Genomic DNA, 22456 nt, shown 5'->3' on the forward strand with positions numbered 1-22456 from the left:
TCGGTTATGCCCAAAGGTAGCCCGACGTTACATTATTTACCACAGACACGTGTTAATCGTTGATTGTTCAACGGCAAGATTTACGCTGGAAATTTATAGGGAACGTTTATATGGATCTTTTTGACCGCGCGTCCGTTACCACGAGTGAAGACGTACCCCTTGCCTACCGTATGCGCCCTCTAACCCTTAACGATTACGTCGGCCAGCAAGCATTAGTGGGGCCTGAAAAACCGCTACGCCGAATGGCGGAGTCTGGGGTCGTGCGTTCAATGATTTTATGGGGGCCACCTGGCGTTGGCAAAACCACGCTAGCAGAGTTACTAGCCCGCGCTTCTGGCGCTCATCTTGAGCATTTAAGTGCCGTCATGGCCGGTGTGAAAGAAATCCGTTCAGCAGTAGAGCGAGCACAGCAACGCACATCGCCTACACTTCTATTCTTAGATGAAATCCACCGTTTGAACAAGAGTCAACAGGACGCGCTGCTGCCCCATGTGGAGTCCGGCCTGCTAACACTGATCGGCGCAACAACAGAAAACCCCTCATTTGAGGTCAACTCGGCGCTACTTTCCCGTGCTCGGGTCTATGTACTTAAACCGCTGAGCCATGACGAACTTCTCCAGGTGTTATCTCAAGCATTAAACGATGCGGAGCATGGCCTGGGGAAGCGCCGCATCGAGATGGAAGAGGGAGTATTAGAGGCACTTGCTCATGCCAGTGCAGGCGACGCACGTCGCGCGCTGGGACTACTAGAAACGGCCTGCGACTTTACTGAACAGCATGGTGATAAAGAGGTGCTGCACAAAGCGGTGCTAGCCGATGTGGTAGGTCATCAATCAAGCGCCTTTGATAAGCAGGGTGACGCTTATTACGATTTATTATCAGCCGTTCATAAATCAATTCGCTCATCACGTCCTGATTCAGCCCTGCTGTATATGGCACGCTTTTTACAGGGGGGCGGCGACCCGCTTGATATTGTGCGCCGCTTAACGGCGATTGCCTCAGAAGATGTAGGAAATGCTGACCCTCGAGCACTGCCCCTGGTCATTGCTGCCTGGGATGCCTATTTACGTTTAGGCGATTACGAGGGCCAGCGGGCGATTGCCCACGCCGCCATTCATTTAGCGGTTGCTCCAAAAAGTAATCGTATTGATCGTGCCTGGAAGGCTGCACAGCAGTTTGTGCAGCAGCAACCACAGCTGGAAGTTCCCAGCTATCTTCGTAACGCTCCCACCAAATTGATGGAGCAGTTAGGACACGGCCAAGGTTATCGCTACGCGCATAACGAAACCTATGGCTACCCTGCTGGCAGCGCTCATGACTGTTGGCCTGATGACGTACCTAACACACGATTTTATGAACCGAGCGCCTTTGGTCAGGAGAAACGCTTTGGTGAGATAATGGCGTGGCGGGAACAGCAAGACCTAGAAGCAGATCAGGCACCTTAAGGTGCCTGATCTGGTCATCGTGCGACATTATTGCGAGCGTGTACTGCTCTTCTCACACCATTTTTCACAGCTCTTCACGGATAACATCAGTGCCTTCAGGAATATCAAAATTGAATAAGCTGCGGTCAATACTACCGTTACGAGTAATGTCGCTAAACGTAATCGCGGTACGCTGACCAGTACTGTCCATCATCCACAGCTGCGTTAAGGTCTGATTGTCAAAGACCATGCTCAGCTCTTCAAATAACGTATCCGCTGAGATAGGAATCAGCGTAAATACGTCATCACCGTCCTGCTGCTCATGAAATACGTCATAGCTAGCAGTTAAATCGCTTGCACTGCCTGAAAGCAACAGCGCGGGGGTATGAGTGACCCGATCATCCATTGCCTGAATGGTGACTTGCTCAAGATCAGGGTCATAGAGATAAACATCATCACCATCCGAGACGACGACTTGCGTATAAGGCGCATCGACTTCCCAACGTAGCATGCCAGGGCGCGAGAGCCACATTTCTCCACGCGCGCTTTGTAAACGCTCACCACCACCGTCCAAAATTTGCTGTTCAAACGTCGCTTGATAGTTCTCAAGCGGGTCAAGCCGCTCAGTAAGGCGCTCTGCAGCCTCGTTTGCCCACGCAATAGGCGATGCAAAGGCTAACCCTAGCGCACTGGCTGCTAACGCTAACGCTGATGAGCGTCGAGTATGTGTATCGCGCATTATTTTCTCCCTAGGCAGTCATTGCCGGATAGCGGACAAGGCAAGGAGCGTTAAGACGATCCGTGTAGCCTCTCAGACGCAAAACGCGCCGCAGGGTTTCACCTACGGCGCGACTTTCACGCTTATTGCATTATTGAACCAAGCGCCGGGCACTCATTAACAGATAAGTCAGTGGCCTATCGGTGGCGGTGCCAACACTTCACGGGCACCGTTAGACCCCATAGAGGTAACCACACCGGCACCTTCCATTGCTTCCACCAAGCGTGCCGCGCGGTTATAGCCGATTTTGAAGCGACGCTGAACGGCAGATATAGAAGCTTTGCGTGTTTCGGTAACGAACTGAACCGCCTCATCGTAAAGCGCATCCTGCTCTGCATCATCGCCATCTACGCCCTCAGCCTCAAGACCCGTCAGCGCATCGGCAGTTACACCGCCTGACAAAATCTCTTCAATGTACTCAGGCGCGCCACGCCGTTTCCAATCATCCACGACCCGGTGCACTTCGTCATCGTCTACAAAAGCACCATGAATCCGGTTAGGCGGCCCTGAACCAGCGGGTAGGTAAAGCATATCACCATGGCCAAGCAGGCTTTCGGCGCCCCCCTGATCCAGAATGGTACGCGAATCAATCCGCGACGATACCTGGAAGGCCATTCGCGACGGAATATTCGCCTTAATCAGCCCCGTCACCACATCAACAGAGGGGCGCTGAGTAGCCAAAATCAGGTGGATACCCGCGGCACGCGCCTTTTGTGCCAAACGAGCAATGAGTTCTTCAACTTTCTTGCCGACGATCATAAACATGTCGGCGAATTCGTCGATCACCACCACGATGTAGGGCAGTTTTTCAAGGATCGGAGGCGTTTGATGCATTTCCCATGGCTGCGGCTCCCAAAGCGGGTCGGCAACTTGTGCGCCGGCACTCTCAGCTTCATCTAAACGACCATTAAAGCCAGCAATGTTGCGCACCCCCATTGCCGCCATTAATTTGTAGCGGCGCTCCATCTCCGCAACACACCAGCGCAGACTGTTTGCAGCTTCCTTCATATCCGTGACCACGGGCGCCAAAAGGTGCGGAATACCATCGTAAACTGACAGCTCCAGCATTTTTGGGTCAACCATGATCAGCTTGAGCTCATCTGGGGTCGCTTTTAGCAGCATGGAAATCAGCATGGCATTTACACCCACTGACTTACCAGACCCCGTCGTACCCGCAACCAGAAGGTGAGGCATCTTGCCTAGATTAGCGACAACCGGCCCGCCGCCAATGTCCTGGCCCAACGCCATGGTCAGTGGCGAGCTCTCCTGTTGATAGCGGTCAGAGTCAATGACTTCACGCAGACGAATCATCGCTCGATGGGGGTTGGGTATTTCAATGCCAACCGTTGGACGACCAGGAATGACCTCCACCACACGTACACTCTTGACCATTAACGAGCGTGCCAGGTCTTTAGCAAGGTTACTGATTTTGGAAACTTTCACCCCAGCCGCTGGCTTAATTTCAAACCGGGTGATAACAGGACCAGGCCATGTATCAACGACTTCTGCTTTAACACCATACTCACGCAGCCGCACTTCCAGGAGCTCCGCCATATCAGCAAGCTGCTCGTCGGTGTAATTAGGCTCATGCGGCTCTGGAGGCGTCAGCAGTTGGAGACTGGGCACATCCCCTTCTGGCTCATCGAAAGTTTCAAACGCCGGACGCTGGCTCTGCAGATGCTCAACCGTCCACAGAGTAGGCCCATTGTCGGCTTCTTTCTCCTCAGAAGACGCCACGTCGGCAGACATGTCATTTGAATCCACCGTCTCAGAAGACTCACCTCGGGGAACCTCAACCCTAGGTGCCTCCGCCCTGGATACCTCAGTTCCGGATACATCAGTCCTGGATACATCAGAATCATGTAGCGTTGGCTCTTGGCGCACGCCAGTAACGGCTGGTCGTGCGACAGGAAGGTCATCTTCCTCATCATCCCATACTGGCTCTGGCACGACTTCAGGTACCCGTTCGGAACGCGGTTCAGGGGTCGTCGCATGTACAGGGCGAGAGTAAGATTCATCTCGCGGCGTGATTGCGGGCGTATGCTCGGGTTCAGGCATGCTCGTCGAAACAGAGGCCATCTCACGTTCAACGTCGTCGCCTTGCTTAGCTGCATCATGCTGTTTTATTTCATGCGCTGCATAAGGCATCGCCTGAGGCGTAGCTTGATGCTCTGTTTCATCGCCGTCTGTCGATGAATTAAATGGCTGCGTTTCTGCTGGCTGGAAACTAGGCGCAGGATGAGAAGCCGCTTTTTCACCGGCTAGCTCATCACTCGATGGCCGATCGAACGTGGGCTCTGCCTCTCGCGCGGAGAGCGGTACTGAAGGTGTCGGCTCGCTGCTTTCATCCTTGATGCGCACCGCAAAAGCATCCTCGCGAGGCGCGCTGGGCAATTTTTCCTCGTCATCTTCTACAGCGCGTTCCGCAACCTTTTCCACATCGTTGTTCACAACAGGCTCTATTTTAGGCTCTGTTTTCACTTCTGTTTTAACTTCTGCTTTAGCTTCACGCCGCTCTTCAACTGCGGTTTCAAGCGGCTGGTCATTAGGCTCAACCGGCGGAGCATCCTGAGGGACGTCCATCTCAGGAGCAGGCTGCTCAGGCGCAGTTGAGGATGCACGTTTGGGCATCTCTTCCTCAGGCAACGCACCTGAAAATGCAGCAGCTGCCCATGGAATTGAGGTATCTGTCGTCGTTGAAAAACTAGGCTCACGACGTACGCGGCTGCTTTCTTGGGCGGGTGCTTGCTGGTGACTACTCTCTTTTGGACTTGGGCGTTGCGAGTCACTCTCTGGCTTAGCCGCTTTAAATTCAGCTAGTGGTTTCTCTTTTACTTTCTGAGACGCCGCTTTCGCGGCAGCACGCACAGCAGCACGCTGGGAGCGCCTCTCACGCCCTTTAGCGCGCCGAGCGCTGAACCAGCCGCCTACTTTACACAGACGACGACCAAGCTCATCAGCCAGCTGTAACCACGACATGCCGCTAAACAGTGGAAAACCGATCAAGATTAGCGCAGCAGAAATAAGACCAACGCCACCACTGCTGACAAGTGGCTTTAGCGTGCTCCCTAACCCTTCGCCCAATATACCGCCAGAGGCGTAAGGCAAAATGCTGTCAGGATGATAAAAATGCAGTGCACCCAACATCGTCGTGCCGAAGATAAGCAGCACTAATCCTCCGGTATGGACAGCAATCGCTACCGGATCGATATCAAAGCGCACTTGGCGTGACCTCATTAGCCACCAGGCTGCATAACCAAACATTCCCGGCCACCACAAGGCACTTGCTCCCAGCAGCGAATAAAGCACGTCCGCCAGCCAAGCACCAACAGGCCCCATCCAGTTATGAACATCCGTTTCCGGCCCTTGATAAGACCAACCTGGGTCGGCAGGGTCATAACTAAACAGTGCCAATAACAAAAATACGCACAGCGCAAGCAGCACCACGACCACGCCTTCGCGCGCCGAGCCCTGCAAGCGCAGACCAAATCGACGAGCTTTATCCTTTGCGGCTTTAACTCGCCCAGTTGAGGCCGTTGATGATGGTTGACGCGAGTTACGTTGCGTTCGCTTGTCTACCGCCTTATTTACTTTCAAGCGATTCTCCCTTTACACCTCAATGGTGTCTTTAATCCACTTGCGAGTTTGCATCATACCGAGCATCCTTTCGCCGTCACAGCGCTTCTATCGAAGTGTTCAGTAACAGGAGCAAACAATGCTACCTTGGCTTTCATCGCCACAGCCTATCTTTCCGTCTACCGACCTTGCCCTCGAGTCACCGAACGGCCTTCTTGCCGCAGGCGGAGAGCTCTCCCCCCACTGGTTAATCCACGCTTACCGAAAAGGTATTTTTCCATGGTATAGCGATGATGAACCTATTTTGTGGTGGAGCCCCAACCCACGTATGGTATTGCAACCAGCACAGTTTAAACGACGTCGTAGCCTTGTTAAGCGATTGCGTCATGGTGGCTTTATCGTCACTCTGGATCAACAGTTTGAAAACATTGTTAAAGCATGCGCTGCGCCACGCTCTGGGGAGCCAGGCACTTGGATCAATCAAGATATGCGTCACGCTTACCAACGTCTACATGAGCTAGGCATCGCGCATAGCATTGAAGTGCATCTTGATGGCCAACTGGTTGGCGGGCTTTATGGGTTAGCAATGGGGCCAATCTTCTTTGGTGAATCAATGTTCTCGAAAGTGCCCGATGCCTCTAAAATCGCCCTCGCCCACTTAGCCCATGCTATGCAACACCATGAGGGTAAACTGATCGACTGCCAGATGCACACACCTCACTTGGCGAGCCTTGGTGCGACAACAGTCGCTCGTAAGACGTTCATCAACTATCTTGAAAAGTGGTTGCCTAACGAGGCATTTAACTTAACGAATATGACCAATGAAGCGCCTACTATACCTGGATCACCGTGGCTTGGTGCCATTGCCTCAGGCCACTGTTCAGAATGGTAAGCGTATTCAAACTAGTCCATATTCAAGCTAGTCCATGTTCAAACTAAGCAAGGAGGCAAGCCGTGAGTAGTAACGCTCCTCGCCGCCCTGTGCGGGATTTGCGCTTCTTCCTAACCGTTCCCCATGCCTGCAGCTATCTTCCTGGCAAGGAAGCAACCACTCTGTTTCTGGATCCCCAGGAATCTCCCGTTCCCGGCGTTTATGACTCACTTTCGTTACTCGGCTTTCGTCGCAGCGGTCGCCATCTATACCGCCCTCACTGCGAGGGTTGCAATGCCTGTCGCTCAGTACGCATTCCTATCAGCGACTTTAGCGCTAATCGCACCCAACGCAAACTCCGGCGTCTTAATGCCGATATTGCTACACGGGTAGTGCCTGCACGCTATGAGGCAGAGCATTATGCACTTTATGCAGACTATATCCGCTTACGCCACGCCGATGGTGACATGTATCCGCCAAGCCGGGAGCAGTATCGTACCTTTTTAACGCTTGAAGAACCCTATGCACACCTTTTAGAAATGCACCTGGATGGGAAGCTCGTCGCGGTCGCGGCATTTGATCAACTTGAGCATGGGCTATCGGCTATTTACACGTTTTTCAGTGTCGACAAGGCCTTGGAAAAGCGATCACTGGGAACGTTTGCTATTCTCAAACTTATTGAGCTGTGTGGTGAAAAGTCTCTCCCCCACTTGTATCTTGGGTATTGGATTGAGGAGTGCCGTAAGATGCGTTATAAGCGCGCGTTCACCCCAATAGAGGTGCTCGACGGGCGACATTGGCGGCCTTTAATTTGCTAAACTTGCCAGCTTTTTTGCCTTGATGGCAGGCTTACGGCACAATATAGCGCTGCTTGCTGGGTAACCGTCACCTGACGACGCCCATTGAAGTGACTAATTAGACCAAACCATTACGTTAAATAAGTGAGGATCTGCCTATATGGCACGCGAAGATCATATTGAAATGGAAGGCGTTATTGTTGATACCCTTCCCAACACCATGTTCCGTGTTGAGCTGGAAAACGGCCACGTCGTTACCGCTCATATTTCAGGCAAGATGCGCAAAAACTACATCCGTATCCTGACAGGTGACAAGGTAAAAGTAGAGCTGACGCCCTACGATCTGTCAAAAGGCCGTATTGTTTATCGCTCGCGCTAAGCCTTGGTAACGCCTACAAGCAAATACTGCCCGCGCATGCACGCATCCTGACTGAAAATATAGCGTAAGTACGGCGCCGCTCTCTGCAAACGACAACGCCCCGTCGGATGACAGGGCGCTGTGCTTTAGTGAGGCATGAGATAAGGGCTTAATGTAGACTTAGCGCCCTTTTCAGGGCGCATCCGCCATCTCCGACTCCGTTGACAAATGCAGCTCACCTTCTTCAAGGCTAACGTGCACGATGCCGCCTTGATCAGCCAGCTCGCCAAATAGAATCATCTCAGCCAACGGTTTCTTCAGTTTCTCCTGGATCAAGCGAGCCATTGGGCGTGCCCCCATATCGGGATCGTAGCCCTTCTCTGCCAACCAGTCTCTCGCGGTATCATCGACTTCAAGCTGTACACGCTTTTCGTCCAACTGCGCTTGTAGCTCGATTAGGAACTTATCGACAACGTTTCGCACAACAGACGTCTGCAGCGCATGGAACTGGATAATGCCATCCAAGCGGTTGCGGAACTCAGGCGAGAAGGTGCGGCGAATCACTTCCATCGCGTCAGTTGAGTGGTCTTGGCTTTGGAAACCGATAGAGCGCCGTGATGCCTGCTCTGCCCCTGCGTTAGAGGTCATGATCAGGATAACGTGACGGAAATCCGCCTCGCGGCCATTGTTGTCTGTCAAACGGCCGTGATCCATAACCTGCAGCAGCAGGTTAAACACTTCAGGGTGCGCCTTCTCAATTTCATCTAGCAGCAATACACAATGCGGCTGCTTGGTGACGGCCTCAGTTAACAGCCCCCCTTGGTCATAGCCGACATAGCCTGGTGGGGCACCAATCAAGCGTGAAACAGTATGACGCTCCATGTACTCCGACATATCAAAGCGTACTAGTTCGATACCCATGATATGCGCCAGCTGCTTAGCCACTTCGGTTTTACCAACACCGGTTGGGCCAGCAAACAAGAAACTACCTACTGGCTTATCTGGTGATTTCAAACCGGCACGGGAAAGCTTAATGGCAGCGGAGAGAGTATCGATGGCCTCATCTTGACCGAACACCAACATTTTCAAGTCGCGGTCGAGCTTCTCTAGCAACTTACGATCAGAACTTGACACACTCTTTGGCGGAATGCGCGCAATAGACGCCACTACCGCTTCTACCTGCTCAACATCAATGGTGTCAGTCCGCACTTCCGGCGGCAGCATACGCTGATGCGCGCCTGCCTCATCAATCACATCGATGGCTTTATCGGGTAGGTAACGGTCATTGATATAGCGATCAGCCAAACGAGCAGCGCTCTCTAGCGCGCCATCGGTGTACTTAATCTCATGGTGTTCTTCAAAGCGCGAACGTAACCCCTTGAGGATCTTGATGGTGTCATCCACAGAAGGTGCTAGCACATCCACTTTTTGGAACCGACGAGCCAGGGCGCGATCTTTCTCAAAAATACCGCGGAACTCTTGGAACGTTGTCGAACCGATACACCGCAACTCACCGGAGGAAAGCAAGGGCTTCAGCAAGTTAGATGCATCCATTACGCCACCCGAGGCAGCACCCGCCCCTATTACGGTATGAATCTCGTCAATAAAGAGCACGGCGTTAGGCTGCTTGCGTAATTCACTAAGCAAGCTTTTAAGGCGCTTCTCGAAATCACCGCGGTATTTAGTACCCGCTAACAACGCTCCCATATCAAGCGAGTAAACCACTGCATCGGCAATCACATCCGGCACGTCTTCTTCAACAATGCGCTTTGCTAGGCCTTCTGCGATAGCGGTTTTACCAACACCCGCCTCGCCAACCAGTAACGGGTTATTCTTGCGCCGGCGGGCAAGGATTTGCACCACGCGCTCAAGTTCATGGTCGCGCCCAATCAATGGATCTATTTTGCCTTGGCGCGCCTGCTCATTCAGGTTGGTAGCGTAACCGGTTAACGGATGCGCAGCTCCTTCAGAACTACCCTCTTCAGCATCTTCACTCTCTTGAGAAGACGGCGATGGAGCAGGCCCATGGCCAGCCACCTTCGAAATACCGTGAGCGATATAGTTAACAGCGTCTACGCGCGCAACGCTTTGTTGCTTGAGGAAGTAAACGGCTTGGCTTTCCTGCTCAGAGAAAATAGCGACCAGCACATTAGCGCCAGTCACTTCACTCTTTCCAGATGACTGCACATGAAATACAGCACGTTGCAGTACGCGCTGAAACCCAAGGGTAGGCTGGGTTTCGCGATCCGCCTGACTCTCAGGAATCAATGGCGTGGTCGAATTAATAAAATCCTGCAGATCGGACCGCAGCTTATCGAGATTCGCCCCACACGCCTTTAGCACGTCAACTGCTGACGCATTATCCAACAACGCCAGGAGCAGGTGCTCAACGGTCATAAACTCGTGGCGCTTTGAGCGAGCCACGGTGAAGGCCGTGTTCAGGGTAAGTTCAAGTTCTTTGCTCAGCATGGCAGTCCCCTTTTCGCTACTACCTAGGGCGTGTCGCCACCTAGGGCTTGCGTCGGATCAGTTTAATCGACCGGCACTTTCAACATCGGGTACAAATGGCGCACTTGCAAGGCCCATCGCTAATTTTTTTCAACGCTTTCAGTCAGCAGCTTCGATATCACACATTAAAGGATGCTCGCATTCGCGGGCATATTCATTGACTTGGTAACTTTTCGTTTCTGCAATATCCCGCGTAAAGATACCGCACGTCGCTTTACCTTGGGTATGCACCGCAAGCATGACCTGGACCGCTTGCTCACTATCCATATTAAAAAATTCCTGTAATACCTCAACAACGAACTCCATCGGTGTGAAATCATCATTGTGAAGTATCACTTTGTACAACGGCGGCCGAGCAAGCTCTGGCTCAGCCGACTGAACGGCTAGGTCATCATCATATTCAGGCGCATCTGGCCGAGTCATTCCTGCGTGCAGGATAGCCATGACGCATAGGCTGTCTGTAGTAGGCATAAGCAGCAAGGGTTATCGTCTCTTAGCTGGCAAGTGGTGTCTTACGGCGCTTGAATCATCCATCCTAGCTTGAAATGCACTAACATTAACTGCGCTAGATTTGATCACTCTGATTTTGCTCTCCAAAGTAAGACGCCCGTTACCAGCAAGGGTTCATGGAAAATACAAAAATTAGCATACTAAATAAGACAAAAAACCCTCGCCCACCAAAGCGGGCGAGGGATATCACAGCGTTTTCATGCGTATTGCCCAGCGGCAGCGCAGACTGCTGGTGATCTAAGCCTTAACCGTTTGCGACCATCGCAAGGGCTTCGTTGAGCGTCTTACTCGGGCGCATGACTTGACTAGCTACTTCCCCATTCGGGTGGTAATAGCCTTTAAGGTCAACAGGCTGGCCTTGCACGCCATTCAGTTCGTCAATGATCGTAGCTTCATTGGCTTTCAGCGTTTCTACCAAACGGGCAAAGCGTGTTTTTAGTTCAGCGTCTTCATCCTGAGCTGCCAATGCTTCTGCCCAATAGAGCGCTAGATAGAAGTGGCTTCCTCGGTTATCAAGCTCACCCACTTTGCGCGAAGGTGATTTATTGCTCTCAAGGAACTTGCCGTTAGCTTCATCCAACGCTTTCGCCAGCAACTTAGCACGGTCATTGCCAAAACGTTTGGCAAGGTGTTCCAAAGAAGCAACCAGTGCCAGGAACTCGCCAAGGCTGTCCCAACGTAAGTGGTTCTCTTCAAGCAGCTGTTGAACGTGCTTAGGTGCGGAACCACCGGCCCCCGTTTCAAACAGGCCGCCGCCATCCATCAACGGCACGATAGAAAGCATTTTGGCACTAGTGCCCAATTCAAGAATCGGGAATAGGTCTGTCAGGTAATCGCGGAGAATGTTGCCCGTCACCGAGATCGTATCGAGACCACGAATCACGCGCTCAAGGGTGTAACGCATCGCCCGAACCTGAGACATGATATGAATTTCGAGGCCATCAGTATCGTGATCTTTGAGGTACGTTTTGACCTTTTTGATTAGCTCATTCTCGTGCGGACGGTAAGGATCAAGCCAGAACACCGTCGGCATACCAGAATCACGGCAGCGCTCAACCGCCAACTTCACCCAGTCGCGAATCGGCGCGTCTTTGACCTGACACATACGCCAGATATCGCCCTGCTCCACAGTCTGTGACAGCAGTACTTCACCCGTGTCCAGGTCAGTGATGTTGGCAACACCATCTGCCGGCACTTCGAAGGTCTTATCATGTGAGCCGTACTCTTCGGCTTTTTGCGCCATCAAACCAACATTGGGCACGGTACCCATTGTGGCCGGATCAAACGCGCCGTGCCATTTACAGAAGTTGATCATTTCCTGATAGATACGCGCGAACGTTGACTCAGGCATGACGGCTTTGACGTCCTTGAGACGACCATCAGCGCCGTACATCTTACCGCCAGCGCGAATCATTGCAGGCATCGAAGCATCGACAATCACATCGCTGGGTGAGTGGAAGTTGGTGATGCCGCGAGCCGAATCAACCATTGCCAGTTCTGGGCGCTTGTCATGGCACGCATGCAGGTCACTAATGACTTCATCACGCTGAGATTCTGGCAAGGTCGCAATTTTATCGTAGAGATTAGCGATGCCGTTGTTAACATCGACCCCCAGCTCTTTGAAGAGCTCACCGTGCTTCTCAAAGGCGTCCTTGTAGAAAATTTTGACGCAGTGCCCGAACACGATGGGGTGCGAGACTTTCATCATTGTCGCTTTTACGTGTAATGAGAACATCACACCGGTCTTACGCGCATCCTCGATTTCACGCTCGTAAAACTCCAGCAGCGCTTTCTTGCTCATAAACATGCTGTCGATGATTTCGCCTTCCAGCAGCTCGACCCGAGGCTTGAGCACCTTGGTTTCACCGCTGGCGGTGATCAGCTCCATCTTGACGTTGCGAGCGCGATCCAGGGTCATCGACTTCTCGCCATGGTAGAAGTCGCCACTATGCATGTGCGAAACATGGGTACGCGACGCCTGGCTCCACTCCCCCATAGAATGCGGGTACTTGCGGGCATACTCTTTCACGGCCTTCGGTGCGCGGCGATCAGAGTTACCTTCACGCAATACGGGGTTAACTGCGCTGCCTTTCACTTTGTCATAGCGCGCTTTGATATCTTTCTCTTCATCGCTGCTTGGGTCATCCGGATACTCGGGCAGCTTGTAACCTTGTTCTTGCAGCTCTTTGATCACCGCCCGTAGCTGCGGCATAGAAGCACTGATATTCGGTAATTTGATGATATTGGCTTCAGGAACCTTGGCCAGCGCACCTAATTCGGCCAGGTGGTCTTCGATACGCTGCTCTTCAGTCAAGTAGTCGGGAAATAAAGAGAGAACGCGAGCCGCCAGGGAAATATCCCGGGTTTCCACCTCGATACCCGCAGCGTCGGTGAAAGCGTCAATAATCGGTAGCAAAGAGTATGTCGCGAGCGCAGGCGCTTCGTCGGTGAGCGTGTAAATGATCTTCGGCGTTTTAGACATTTTGCGTTAACCTCTTTTTTCTATCGCTGTGATTATAGAGATCCTGAGCGACGCGACTTCTTCAACGAGAGACCATGCCGCGAAGCAGGCGGGGCCATTTAATTTGGCTTTCCCGGTTATCAATCGGTGGTTTTTACGGTGGTTATTTCAGTGGAAATTACGACAACTCCAGCACGACATAAACGCGATTCAAAGGCGGCTTTTCAAGAACTGCCTTTGACAGATTAGCCTCAAAGTATACCAGCGCTGCATTTTAATCGCATGAGAGATTGTCGACAAATCAAGGGCACCCTTCTAAAGAGATTATGAGCACTTTATATTTACTGCATAAACCCTATCGTATGCTCTCTCAGTTTACCGACAAACAAGGCCGCGCCACATTAGCCGATGTTATAGATGTGCCTGGCGTCTACGCCGCAGGGCGGCTTGATTATGACTCTGAGGGTCTGCTGTTATTAAGTGATGACGGCAGCCTCATTCACCGTATCGCCCACCCACGTCACAAGCAGCCCAAAACTTACTGGGTGCAGCTCGAAGGGCAGATTAATGATGAGGCAATTAGTGCTCTGAAAAACGGTGTCACCTTAAAAGATGGCCCAACCCAGCCAGCAAAAGCCCGGCGCATTGAGCCACCTGCCATTGCACTACGCGACCCAAGGATTGACCCTAAGCGCCACCCCACCACCAGTTGGTTAGAGTTAACAATCAGCGAAGGCCGCAACCGCCAAGTACGGCGCATGACCGCCCATGTAGGGTTTCCTACGTTGAGATTGATACGCGCAGCGATTGGCACATGGCAACTTGGCGACTTGGCCCCAGGCGAGTGGCGCAAACAAACACTACACGCTCCACGCCCCACTAAAGCGCCAAAGCGCAGCGGTGCACCTCGGCACAGGCACTCCAAATGAGCAGTGAGATGATAAAAAATGCCATCATCAGAAGTACCGTTGCCTGCGTGATTCAGCGCAATGACCACTTTTTGATGGTGGAAGAAGCCCGCGGCGGTAGGCAAACCGTGTTTAACCAACCGGCTGGACATGTAGAGCCAGGCGAAGGCCCGATGGCAGCTATCTTGCGTGAAGTGCAAGAAGAAACTGCTTGGCAGGTGACGCTAACCGACTACTTAGGTCTTTATATCTTCCACACGCCCGAAGGCCTTACCTTTCATAGCCATGGTTTTATAGCCACACCAGACGTCATGCTCTCGTCCCCCATTGATAGCGACATCACCGCCACTCACTGGCTCACATTGAATGACATCAAAGCCCTCGGCAATGCCGGTCGGCTGCGCAGCCCCCTGGTGCTTAAACGGATCGAAAACGCCATTAACGGCCAATGTTATCCCCTGACCGTGATTCATGAGTGAAGCACTCGAAGCACCAAGCCTCCATCGTGTATAATCAGCATCCAATTGCACACCACTTCAACTGAGGATGCCAATGACATCCACCCATGGCACGTCTATTCCTGAAGCGCCCGAGGCCCAAAAAGTAATTGTTGGCATGTCGGGCGGCGTTGATTCATCGGTTTCTGCTCTCCTTCTGCTCCAACAAGGGTATGAGGTTGAGGGCCTGTTTATGAAGAATTGGGATGAAGACGACGGCACCGAATACTGCACTGCAAAAGAAGATCTTGCCGATGCAGAGGCTGTGTGTGAGAAGCTGGGCATCAAATTGCATACGGCCAATTTCGCATCCGAGTATTGGGATAACGTCTTCGAGCATTTTTTAGCCGAATATAAAGCGGGCAGAACGCCCAATCCCGATATCCTGTGCAACCGAGAGATCAAGTTTAAGGTCTTTCTAGACTACGCTGAAATGCTAGGCGCCGATAAAATCGCAACCGGGCATTATGTTCGACAAGGGGTTCGCGGAGGACGCCCGCGCCTGTTAAAAGGTGTGGATAGCAATAAAGATCAAAGCTATTTCCTGCATGCGGTGCCTGAAGCAGCGATTGCGCGCACCCTGTTTCCGGTTGGTGAGCTTGAAAAACCTGTCGTTAGAGCCTTGGCTGAACAGCACGATCTTATTACCGCCAAGAAAAAAGACTCTACTGGTATTTGCTTTATCGGCGAGCGCCGTTTCCGCGACTTTTTGCAGCAATACCTGCCCGCACAACCCGGCAATATTGAAACGCCCGAATGCGATGTCATTGGCAAGCATATGGGACTGATGTACTACACCCTGGGGCAGCGCCAAGGGTTAGGCATTGGTGGTCTCGCCAACTATTCGGAAGACCCATGGTACGTAGCGGCCAAAGACCTTGAGCGTAATGTATTGATTGTCGTCCAAGGCAAGCATCACCACCTACTGTTCACCAATGCGTTGGCCACTGAAGCCATGGATTGGGTAGCAGGTGAACCGCCTGCCGCACAAGGCCGTTACACCGCCAAAACCCGCTATCGTCAAAGTGATTGCCCATGTGCAATCCATGCGCTGCCCGACGGCACTGTTGAGGTGGTGTTTGATGATCCTCAGTGGGCAGTCACACCGGGCCAGTCATTGGTACTTTATGATGGTGAAATTTGCTTAGGCGGCGGCGTTATTCGCGCCACTTGGAATACCACGGAGACCGCTGCATGAGCGCTACCCCTATTCATCGCGCGCCGGAGTCTCAAGCCGCTCGCCAAGCACTGGCGCTGGCTGGCGTTTTTCAATCCGCTAGCTTGGTAGACGAACTCGCGCGTACTGGACAAGTAGATCCACGCGCTTGGGAAACACTTATCAATGCAACCGTGGACACCAACCCGGCAAGCTTTGAAGCTATTTATGGCGGGCACCCCAATAATTTACGCCGCGGATTAGAAACACTCGAAGCCCTTGTTGGCCGCAAACAAGCCAATCCTGTGGTTCTCCGCTACGGTTTTTCGCTGCTACTGTTAATGAATAAACTGCGCACTGACCGCCATATGATGGATTTACTTGGTCAAAAGCTGTCCCACGTACAGGGGCAGGCAGAGCACTTCGGCAGCACTCATGAAAATGTGATTGCAAGCCTGGGCGACGCCTACCAAGAAACCATTTCGACGTTCAAAACCCGCATCGTGGTTCAGGGCGACCCCTCTTTACTGCAGACTCGCATGATGCCCGAGCGGGTGCGCGCCTGTTTGATGGCGGGCATACGTTTTGCGCTGCTATGGCACCAACAAGGCGGCCGTCGCTGGAAGCTTGTCTTCCAGCGTAAAGCGTTGAGGCGCGCGCTTGATAGCCTTGGCTAACGCGCCCAAAGATCATCTAGGCACTTCGAGCGATTTCTTTTCGACATATTGCTGTTCGAACCATTGACTTCAGACCACCTTGGAAACCAAGCCATGCAACTCTCTGCTTTGACCGCCCTCTCCCCCGTTGACGGACGCTACGGCGCAAAAGCCGCCGCACTACGGGAGCACTTCAGCGAATTCGGTCTTATCCGTGCGCGCGTGATTGTGGAAGTGCGCTGGCTGCAGCGCCTTGCTGACCACAGCCAAATTGTCGAAGTACCGCCGCTGTCAGTGGAAGCGACGGCTTTTCTTGAGCAGCTGATTCGTGACTTTTCTGTCGAAGATGCCGAACGCATTAAAGAAATAGAGCGCACCACCAACCACGATGTCAAAGCGGTTGAGTATTTCTTAAAAGAGAAGATTGCGGGGCAACCCGAGCTCAACGCGGTCACTGAATTTATTCACTTCGCTTGCACCAGCGAAGACATCAACAACCTTTCCTACGGCGTTATGCTGGCAGATGGGCTAAAAGCCACTCTACCTACCCTGCATGAAGTCGCTGATGAGATTGCCAAACTGGCCATTGCGCATGCGGCTCAACCGATGCTTTCGCGCACCCATGGACAAACCGCCAGCCCCACAACGCTAGGCAAGGAAATGGCCAACGTCGCCTATCGGCTTAAGCGCCAGCTCAAACAAATCGAACGCGTTGAGATTCTGGGTAAAATTAACGGTGCTGTAGGTAACTACAATGCCCACCTGACAACCTACCCAGACATTGACTGGGAAGCCAACGCACGCACCTTTGTGGAAGGCTTAGGACTAAGCTTCAACCCCTATACCACACAGATTGAGCCCCACGACTACATTGCCGAGCTTTTCGATGCAGTTTGCCGTTTCAACACTATTTTGATCGACTTTGATCGCGACGTATGGGGCTATATTTCGCTGGGCTACTTTAAGCAGCGCACCGTCGAAGGCGAAATTGGCTCATCGACCATGCCGCATAAAGTTAACCCAATTGACTTTGAAAACTCCGAAGGCAACCTTGGGCTGGCCAATGCCGTGCTTAATCACTTGGCCCAGAAACTACCGATTTCACGCTGGCAGCGCGACCTGACGGATTCCACTGTGTTGCGCAACTTAGGCGTTGGCTTGGCTTACGGCCTGATTGGCTATCACGCTAGCCTCAAGGGTATCAGCAAGCTTGAAGCAAATCCTGAGCGCCTAGCTGAAGACCTGGATAACAGCTGGGAAGTACTGGCTGAGCCAATTCAAACGGTCATGCGTCGCTATGGCATCGAAAAGCCCTACGAAAAGCTTAAAGAATTAACCCGCGGCAAACGTATTGACCAAGCAGGCTTTGCCGCTTTTATTGATACGCTAGAGCTACCCGAGTCGGTTAAAAATGAGCTAAAAGCCCTCTCTCCTGCCAGCTATATTGGTAATGCGAAGGCTCAAGCCGAAGCACTTAACCAGCGGCTTGCTGCACTCTAAACGACGCACTGCGCCCTTAGTAAGGCGCAGCGCTCATTTGAACTAGGATAACGCCATGAGCCAACACGATAAGCCACTCACATTGCTGGGCGATTTAACGCCCGAAGACTTCTTGGCCAATTACTGGCAGCAGAAGCCGCTGCTGATTCGTGGCGCTATCCCCGACTTTATTAGCCCCATCGACCCCGATGAGCTAGCCGGGCTTGCCTGCGAGCCCGGTGTAGAAGCGCGTCTTGTAGAAGAAAATGGGCCTGATGGTCCCTGGCAGGTTTCCCACGGCCCGTTTGACGACGCAACCTTTGAGCGCTTGCCGGAAGGCAACTGGAGCCTCCTGGTTCAAGCCGTCGATCACTATGTACCGTCTATCGCTGCACTAATGGATGAATTTGATTTCCTTCCCCGTTGGCGGTTAGACGACATCATGGTCAGCTATGCGCCGCCCGGTGGTAGCGTCGGCCCACATATCGACCAATACGATGTTTTCCTGTTACAGGCTAGCGGCCACCGGCGTTGGCAACTAGGCGGTAAGCAGCCAGACAACGCGCCCATTATCCAAGGTATCGATCTACGTATTCTTGAAACCTTTGAGATTGAAGCCGACTCTGACTGGACGTTATCACCGGGCGATATGCTGTATCTCCCCCCTGGTTGGGCGCACCACGGCGTTAGTCAAACCGACGACTGCATGACTGTTTCGGTAGGGTTTAGGGCACCCTCAGCGGATGAAGCCATCACATCCTACGCTGACTATCTAGGAGAGCAGCTCTCTGACTCCCACCGCTATAGCGATGCAGGCATGTCTCCTGCAAGCCAAGTGGGTGAACTAGATGATGCGGCCGTTGAACGTATGCGCCAGTTCGTACTCTCCACCTTGGACAATCCTGAGCAAATAGCCCAGTGGTTTGGTCGCGTCATGACACAACCAAAATACATTGACCAAGTAGCGCCCCTTGAAGTGCCAATGACGGAAGCTGACCTTGTTGCGCAACTACAACACGGTGAACCACTGTTTCATATGCCGGGTTCCCGCGTTGCTTGGCGAAGCGATGCCAACGGCACCACGCTCTTTGTCGACGGCGACGGACACTCATGCTCAACCGAGTTAGCCAAGCGGCTTGCAGACCCATCGCCTATGTATGAAGACGTACTTGCCATTGATGGGGCAGCAGCGCTGATAACACAGTTAGTAAACACCGGAAGCCTAGGCTTTATGGGCGAAGAGGATGATGAGGAGTAGCTAGCGGTGTCGACGACAACCATTATTAACGGTGATTGGAGTACGCTAAAGGATATAGCTTCCGAGATCCGCCGCGTGGTGTTTATCGAAGAGCAGAGCGTGCCTCAAGAGGAGGAGTGGGATGGCCGTGACGAGGAGTGCAGCCACTTCATTGCCTATCTTGAGGATCAGCCAGTGGGGACTGCGCGACTGCTGCCCGACGGCCATATTGGGCGCGTCGCGGTACTCGATAGCGCGCGTGGCGCTGGCATTGGCTATCAACTCATGGAAGCAGCCATTCAGGCTGCTCGAGAAGCAGGCCATACCCATGTAGCGCTGAGCGCTCAATTGCACGCCCTCGCCTTTTACCAACGCTTGGGATTTGTGGCGCATGGTGGCACTTTTATGGATGCCGGAATACCTCACCGGGAAATGCTACTAACGCTGTAGTCGCTTTTTTTTGACTACGATTGTGATCAATCAATGAGAGCGCCACTGCTATGTGGCGCTTTTTTTGCTCCATTTTCAGCCCACCTGACGAAAAACGACTACACAAACAGAGCGTTTCAGCACGCTCCTGTAGTTGAACTACAACCCCTTCTGCCCCCAAGTGACAATTGTTGAACCTGCCGTTCTCGTTGATAGTTATTGCACCGCAGCGTTATGGCGCAACATCGAAGTTAGCCAAACAGGAAACGCTGTAACCGACGTTTAAATAAGCGTCTCCACAATGATCACTCTCCGATGCGACGTTTGACTAAGAGACGTTTTGCTCAGAGACAATTGGCGTAGAGACAGCGCGTTAAATTTCGATAATGCTGAACACATCTTCGCAGGTGCAGCATAAGAATAAGCTAACTTGCGAAATAGCTATCATGACCCCGGAGGAAACAGCTTATGTCAGGACTGCTCGACGATATCAAAGCAATGGCCCAACTGCGCGAAGCTCAAGGCGGCAAATGGGAAGCGATCAAACCTGAATACGCTGCACGCATGCGTGCTCAGAACCGTTTTCATACCGGTTTGGATATTGCACGCTACACTGCAAAAATTATGCGTGACGATATGGCGGCCTACGACGCCGACACGTCTAAGTACACGCAGTCTCTGGGGTGCTGGCACGGTTTTATTGGTCAACAAAAACTGATTTCCATTAAAAAGCACTTTGGCACGACTAAGCGCAGTTACCTCTACCTGTCAGGCTGGATGGTAGCCGCCTTACGCTCCGAGTTCGGCCCGCTGCCCGATCAGTCCATGCATGAAAAAACATCCGTCGCTGATCTGATCGAAGAGCTGTACACCTTCCTGAAGCAGGCAGATGCTTGGGAGCTTAACCACCTGTTCCGCGCCCTGGATGAGGCCAAAGAAGCAGGCGACAGCGCTCAAGAGCAAGAACTGATCAGCAAAATCGATAACTACGAGACACATATCGTACCGATCATTGCTGATATCGATGCCGGTTTTGGTAACGCTGAAGCGACTTACCTGCTGGCCAAGAAATTCATCCAAGCGGGCGCTTGCTGTATCCAGCTTGAAAACCAAGTTTCCGATGAGAAGCAGTGTGGTCACCAGGATGGTAAAGTCACCGTTCCCCACGAAGACTTCCTGGCAAAAATCAATGCAGTGCGTTATGCCTTCCTTGAGCTCGGCATCGAAGATGGCGTTATCGTGGCGCGTACTGACTCGCTAGGCGCAGGCTTAACCCAGAAAATCGCAGTGACTAACGAACCTGGCGATCTAGGCGACCAGTACAACAGCTTCTTAGATGGCGATGTCATCGAAAATGCTGGCGACATCAATAATGGTGACGTGGTTATCAAACAAAACGGTAAGCTGGTTAAGCCGAAGCGTTTAGCGTCAGGTCTCTACCAGTTCAAACCGGGCACTGGCGAAGACCGCGTTGTGCTTGACTGTATCACCAGCCTGCAAAACGGTGCTGACCTGCTGTGGATTGAGACCGAGAAGCCACACGTCGGCCAAATTGCCAGCATGGTTAACCGCATCCGCGCCGTCGTGCCCGATGCCAAGCTGGTTTACAACAACTCACCGTCATTTAACTGGACGCTGAACTTCCGCCAGCAAGTATTTGATGCCTGGGAAAAAGAAGGCAAAGATGTTTCCGCTTACCAGCGTGACAAGCTAATGGGTGTTGAATACGACAACACTGAACTTGGTCAGCTAGCGGATGAGTGGACACGTAACTTCCAACGCGATGGCGCTCGTGAAGCCGGTATTTTCCACCACCTGATCACGCTGCCAACTTACCACACAGCGGCACTATCGACTGACAACCTGGCTAAAGGCTACTTCGGTGATGAAGGCATGCTGGCCTACGTCGCAGGGGTACAGCGTCAGGAGATTCGTCAAGGCATCGCTACCGTAAGACACCAGGACATGGCTGGCTCTAATATTGGCGACGACCATAAAGAGTTTTTCCACGGCGACGCGGCACTTAAAGCCGGTGGTAAAGACAACACCATGAACCAGTTCGGCTAATCATTTAATTAGCACGACACAACAGGGGGCTTAGGCTCCCTGTTTTTTTATAAGCTAGCCTTACAACATCCCTCTCCTGATCAAGCATCGTAGTCACTTTTACACATTGCTTTCTTAATACTTGTCTACACTTTAATCCATGATCTTTCCTGTTGATGGCTAGTCAAAACTAGTCGCTTAGGTTATCTTTGGCGAACGCTGTTCTATAACTAGCTTACGTATTACCCCCGTTGCGGCTTAGCAGCCATGCGGGTCAAGACACACTGGAGGTTTGAATGAAACGTTTACTACCTATTGCAGCATTGAGCATTCTCACGCTGGCAGGTTGTGCCAACACTGCGCCTTATTCAGGTGATGTATACCGTGGCAATCAAGCGCAAACAGGCCAAAGCGTGACCTATGGCACCATCGTGGCGGTCCGTCCTGTACAAATCCAGGCAGACAGCCGTACAGGCAACCTGTTGGGCGGCGGTGGCGGTGCTGTCATCGGCGGCCTGCTGGGTAGTCAAGTTGGTGGTGGCTCTGGTCGTCAACTAGCAACCGTTGCAGGCGCATTAGGTGGCGCAATTGCCGGTACCGCAGCAGAAGACCGCGCTAACCGCATTAATGCGTTGGAAATGGAAATTCGTCGCGACGACGGCACAGATGTGATCGTGGTTCAAAGCGCAGACCGTCAATATCAAGCAGGCCAGCGTGTTCGCCTGATCGGTAGCGGCGCTAACTTAAGCGTAGCTCCTTACTAAG

18 protein-coding genes are annotated in these 22456 nt (G+C 52.4%); 13 read left to right on the forward strand and 5 right to left on the reverse strand.

The genetic code is table 11. The annotated features are described in order from the left end of the window. Nucleotides 1-110 precede the first annotated feature (110 nt). Complete coding sequence (locus INT22_RS09065) at nucleotides 111-1445, forward strand: replication-associated recombination protein A (protein WP_193068096.1); 1335 nt, start codon at nucleotides 111-113, stop codon at nucleotides 1443-1445. 64 nt (nucleotides 1446-1509) lie between these two features. Here INT22_RS09065 and lolA read toward each other — a convergent pair whose 3' ends face one another. Both lolA and INT22_RS09075 read right to left on the reverse strand, forming a co-directional pair. Next, nucleotides 1510-2163, reverse strand: coding sequence for an outer membrane lipoprotein chaperone LolA (lolA, locus tag INT22_RS09070; protein WP_193068097.1), 654 nt, complete (start codon nucleotides 2161-2163; stop codon nucleotides 1510-1512). A gap of 168 nt (nucleotides 2164-2331) precedes the next feature. Next, nucleotides 2332-5799 carry a DNA translocase FtsK gene (locus tag INT22_RS09075; protein ID WP_193068098.1) on the reverse strand — a complete coding sequence of 1156 codons (3468 nt, stop codon included), beginning with the start codon at nucleotides 5797-5799 and terminating at the stop codon, nucleotides 2332-2334. 118 nt (nucleotides 5800-5917) lie between these two features. On the opposite strand from INT22_RS09075, the gene aat reads away from it, so the two are divergent. The 3 genes from aat (at nucleotide 5918) to infA (ending at nucleotide 7825) form a co-directional block, all read left to right on the forward strand. Then, the gene (aat, locus tag INT22_RS09080) at nucleotides 5918-6670 is read left to right on the forward strand and encodes a leucyl/phenylalanyl-tRNA--protein transferase (protein ID WP_089038724.1); all 753 of its coding nucleotides are present in this window, start codon (nucleotides 5918-5920) and stop codon (nucleotides 6668-6670) included. 62 nt (nucleotides 6671-6732) lie between these two features. Further along, the gene (locus tag INT22_RS09085; RefSeq protein ID WP_038482539.1) at nucleotides 6733-7467 is read left to right on the forward strand and encodes an arginyltransferase; all 735 of its coding nucleotides are present in this window, start codon (nucleotides 6733-6735) and stop codon (nucleotides 7465-7467) included. Nucleotides 7468-7606: 139 nt separating this feature from the next. Further along, nucleotides 7607-7825 carry a translation initiation factor IF-1 gene (gene infA / locus INT22_RS09090; RefSeq protein ID WP_007111068.1) on the forward strand — a complete coding sequence of 73 codons (219 nt, stop codon included), beginning with the start codon at nucleotides 7607-7609 and terminating at the stop codon, nucleotides 7823-7825. A gap of 171 nt (nucleotides 7826-7996) precedes the next feature. On the opposite strand, the gene clpA is transcribed toward infA, so the two are convergent. The 3 genes from clpA to INT22_RS09105 form a co-directional block, all read right to left on the reverse strand. After that, the gene (gene clpA, locus INT22_RS09095; RefSeq protein WP_089038725.1) at nucleotides 7997-10273 is read right to left on the reverse strand and encodes an ATP-dependent Clp protease ATP-binding subunit ClpA; all 2277 of its coding nucleotides are present in this window, start codon (nucleotides 10271-10273) and stop codon (nucleotides 7997-7999) included. Between the two features lie 138 nt (nucleotides 10274-10411). Then, nucleotides 10412-10756, reverse strand: a complete 345-nt coding sequence (gene clpS, locus INT22_RS09100) for an ATP-dependent Clp protease adapter ClpS (protein ID WP_193068107.1) — start codon at nucleotides 10754-10756, stop codon at nucleotides 10412-10414. A gap of 310 nt (nucleotides 10757-11066) precedes the next feature. Beyond that, nucleotides 11067-13304 carry an NADP-dependent isocitrate dehydrogenase gene (locus INT22_RS09105; RefSeq protein WP_193068099.1) on the reverse strand — a complete coding sequence of 746 codons (2238 nt, stop codon included), beginning with the start codon at nucleotides 13302-13304 and terminating at the stop codon, nucleotides 11067-11069. A gap of 305 nt (nucleotides 13305-13609) precedes the next feature. On the opposite strand from INT22_RS09105, the gene INT22_RS09110 reads away from it, so the two are divergent. The 9 genes from INT22_RS09110 (at nucleotide 13610) to INT22_RS09150 (ending at nucleotide 22455) form a co-directional block, all read left to right on the forward strand. Next, on the forward strand, nucleotides 13610-14212 hold the full coding sequence (locus INT22_RS09110) for a pseudouridine synthase (protein WP_193068100.1): 603 nt from the start codon (nucleotides 13610-13612) through the stop codon (nucleotides 14210-14212). An 8-nt stretch (nucleotides 14213-14220) separates the two neighbouring features. Further along, nucleotides 14221-14670 carry an NUDIX domain-containing protein gene (locus INT22_RS09115; protein WP_038482525.1) on the forward strand — a complete coding sequence of 150 codons (450 nt, stop codon included), beginning with the start codon at nucleotides 14221-14223 and terminating at the stop codon, nucleotides 14668-14670. A 73-nt stretch (nucleotides 14671-14743) separates the two neighbouring features. Continuing rightward, the gene (gene mnmA, locus INT22_RS09120; protein ID WP_193068101.1) at nucleotides 14744-15886 is read left to right on the forward strand and encodes a tRNA 2-thiouridine(34) synthase MnmA; all 1143 of its coding nucleotides are present in this window, start codon (nucleotides 14744-14746) and stop codon (nucleotides 15884-15886) included. Continuing rightward, complete coding sequence (gene hflD, locus INT22_RS09125; RefSeq protein ID WP_089038729.1) at nucleotides 15883-16521, forward strand: high frequency lysogenization protein HflD; 639 nt, start codon at nucleotides 15883-15885, stop codon at nucleotides 16519-16521. The genes mnmA and hflD overlap by 4 nt, the downstream gene beginning before the upstream one ends. Nucleotides 16522-16614: 93 nt before the next feature. Beyond that, nucleotides 16615-18000, forward strand: coding sequence for an adenylosuccinate lyase (purB, locus tag INT22_RS09130; RefSeq protein WP_038482516.1), 1386 nt, complete (start codon nucleotides 16615-16617; stop codon nucleotides 17998-18000). Nucleotides 18001-18055: 55 nt separating this feature from the next. Next, nucleotides 18056-19237 (forward strand): cupin domain-containing protein, encoded by a 1182-nt coding sequence (locus INT22_RS09135; RefSeq protein WP_193061614.1) that lies wholly within the window; start codon nucleotides 18056-18058, stop codon nucleotides 19235-19237. Nucleotides 19238-19243: 6 nt separating this feature from the next. Next, nucleotides 19244-19666 (forward strand): GNAT family N-acetyltransferase, encoded by a 423-nt coding sequence (locus INT22_RS09140; protein ID WP_193061613.1) that lies wholly within the window; start codon nucleotides 19244-19246, stop codon nucleotides 19664-19666. 447 nt (nucleotides 19667-20113) lie between these two features. Then, nucleotides 20114-21712 carry an isocitrate lyase gene (locus tag INT22_RS09145; protein WP_038482507.1) on the forward strand — a complete coding sequence of 533 codons (1599 nt, stop codon included), beginning with the start codon at nucleotides 20114-20116 and terminating at the stop codon, nucleotides 21710-21712. 275 nt (nucleotides 21713-21987) lie between these two features. After that, on the forward strand, nucleotides 21988-22455 hold the full coding sequence (locus INT22_RS09150) for a glycine zipper 2TM domain-containing protein (protein ID WP_030070161.1): 468 nt from the start codon (nucleotides 21988-21990) through the stop codon (nucleotides 22453-22455). Nucleotide 22456: the final 1 nt, after the last annotated feature.

The organism is Halomonas sp. 3D7M (assembly GCF_014897885.1).
GTDB lineage: Bacteria > Pseudomonadota > Gammaproteobacteria > Pseudomonadales > Halomonadaceae > Vreelandella.

What these genes read in the sequence shown, in the direction of transcription:
- purB (WP_038482516.1), top strand. Translation starts at nt 16,615, where the DNA reads ATGCAACTCTCTGCTTTGACCGCCCTCTCCCCCGTTGACGGACGCTAC.
- aat (WP_089038724.1), top strand. Translation starts at nt 5,918, where the DNA reads ATGCTACCTTGGCTTTCATCGCCACAGCCTATCTTTCCGTCTACCGAC.
- INT22_RS09110 (WP_193068100.1), top strand. Translation starts at nt 13,610, where the DNA reads ATGAGCACTTTATATTTACTGCATAAACCCTATCGTATGCTCTCTCAG.
- hflD (WP_089038729.1), top strand. Translation starts at nt 15,883, where the DNA reads ATGAGCGCTACCCCTATTCATCGCGCGCCGGAGTCTCAAGCCGCTCGC.
- INT22_RS09150 (WP_030070161.1), top strand. Translation starts at nt 21,988, where the DNA reads ATGAAACGTTTACTACCTATTGCAGCATTGAGCATTCTCACGCTGGCA.
- mnmA (WP_193068101.1), top strand. Translation starts at nt 14,744, where the DNA reads ATGACATCCACCCATGGCACGTCTATTCCTGAAGCGCCCGAGGCCCAA.
- lolA (WP_193068097.1), bottom strand. Translation starts at nt 2,163, where the DNA reads ATGCGCGATACACATACTCGACGCTCATCAGCGTTAGCGTTAGCAGCC.
- INT22_RS09135 (WP_193061614.1), top strand. Translation starts at nt 18,056, where the DNA reads ATGAGCCAACACGATAAGCCACTCACATTGCTGGGCGATTTAACGCCC.
- INT22_RS09105 (WP_193068099.1), bottom strand. Translation starts at nt 13,304, where the DNA reads ATGTCTAAAACGCCGAAGATCATTTACACGCTCACCGACGAAGCGCCT.
- INT22_RS09145 (WP_038482507.1), top strand. Translation starts at nt 20,114, where the DNA reads ATGTCAGGACTGCTCGACGATATCAAAGCAATGGCCCAACTGCGCGAA.
- clpS (WP_193068107.1), bottom strand. Translation starts at nt 10,756, where the DNA reads ATGGCTATCCTGCACGCAGGAATGACTCGGCCAGATGCGCCTGAATAT.
- INT22_RS09115 (WP_038482525.1), top strand. Translation starts at nt 14,221, where the DNA reads ATGATAAAAAATGCCATCATCAGAAGTACCGTTGCCTGCGTGATTCAG.
- clpA (WP_089038725.1), bottom strand. Translation starts at nt 10,273, where the DNA reads ATGCTGAGCAAAGAACTTGAACTTACCCTGAACACGGCCTTCACCGTG.
- INT22_RS09065 (WP_193068096.1), top strand. Translation starts at nt 111, where the DNA reads ATGGATCTTTTTGACCGCGCGTCCGTTACCACGAGTGAAGACGTACCC.
- infA (WP_007111068.1), top strand. Translation starts at nt 7,607, where the DNA reads ATGGCACGCGAAGATCATATTGAAATGGAAGGCGTTATTGTTGATACC.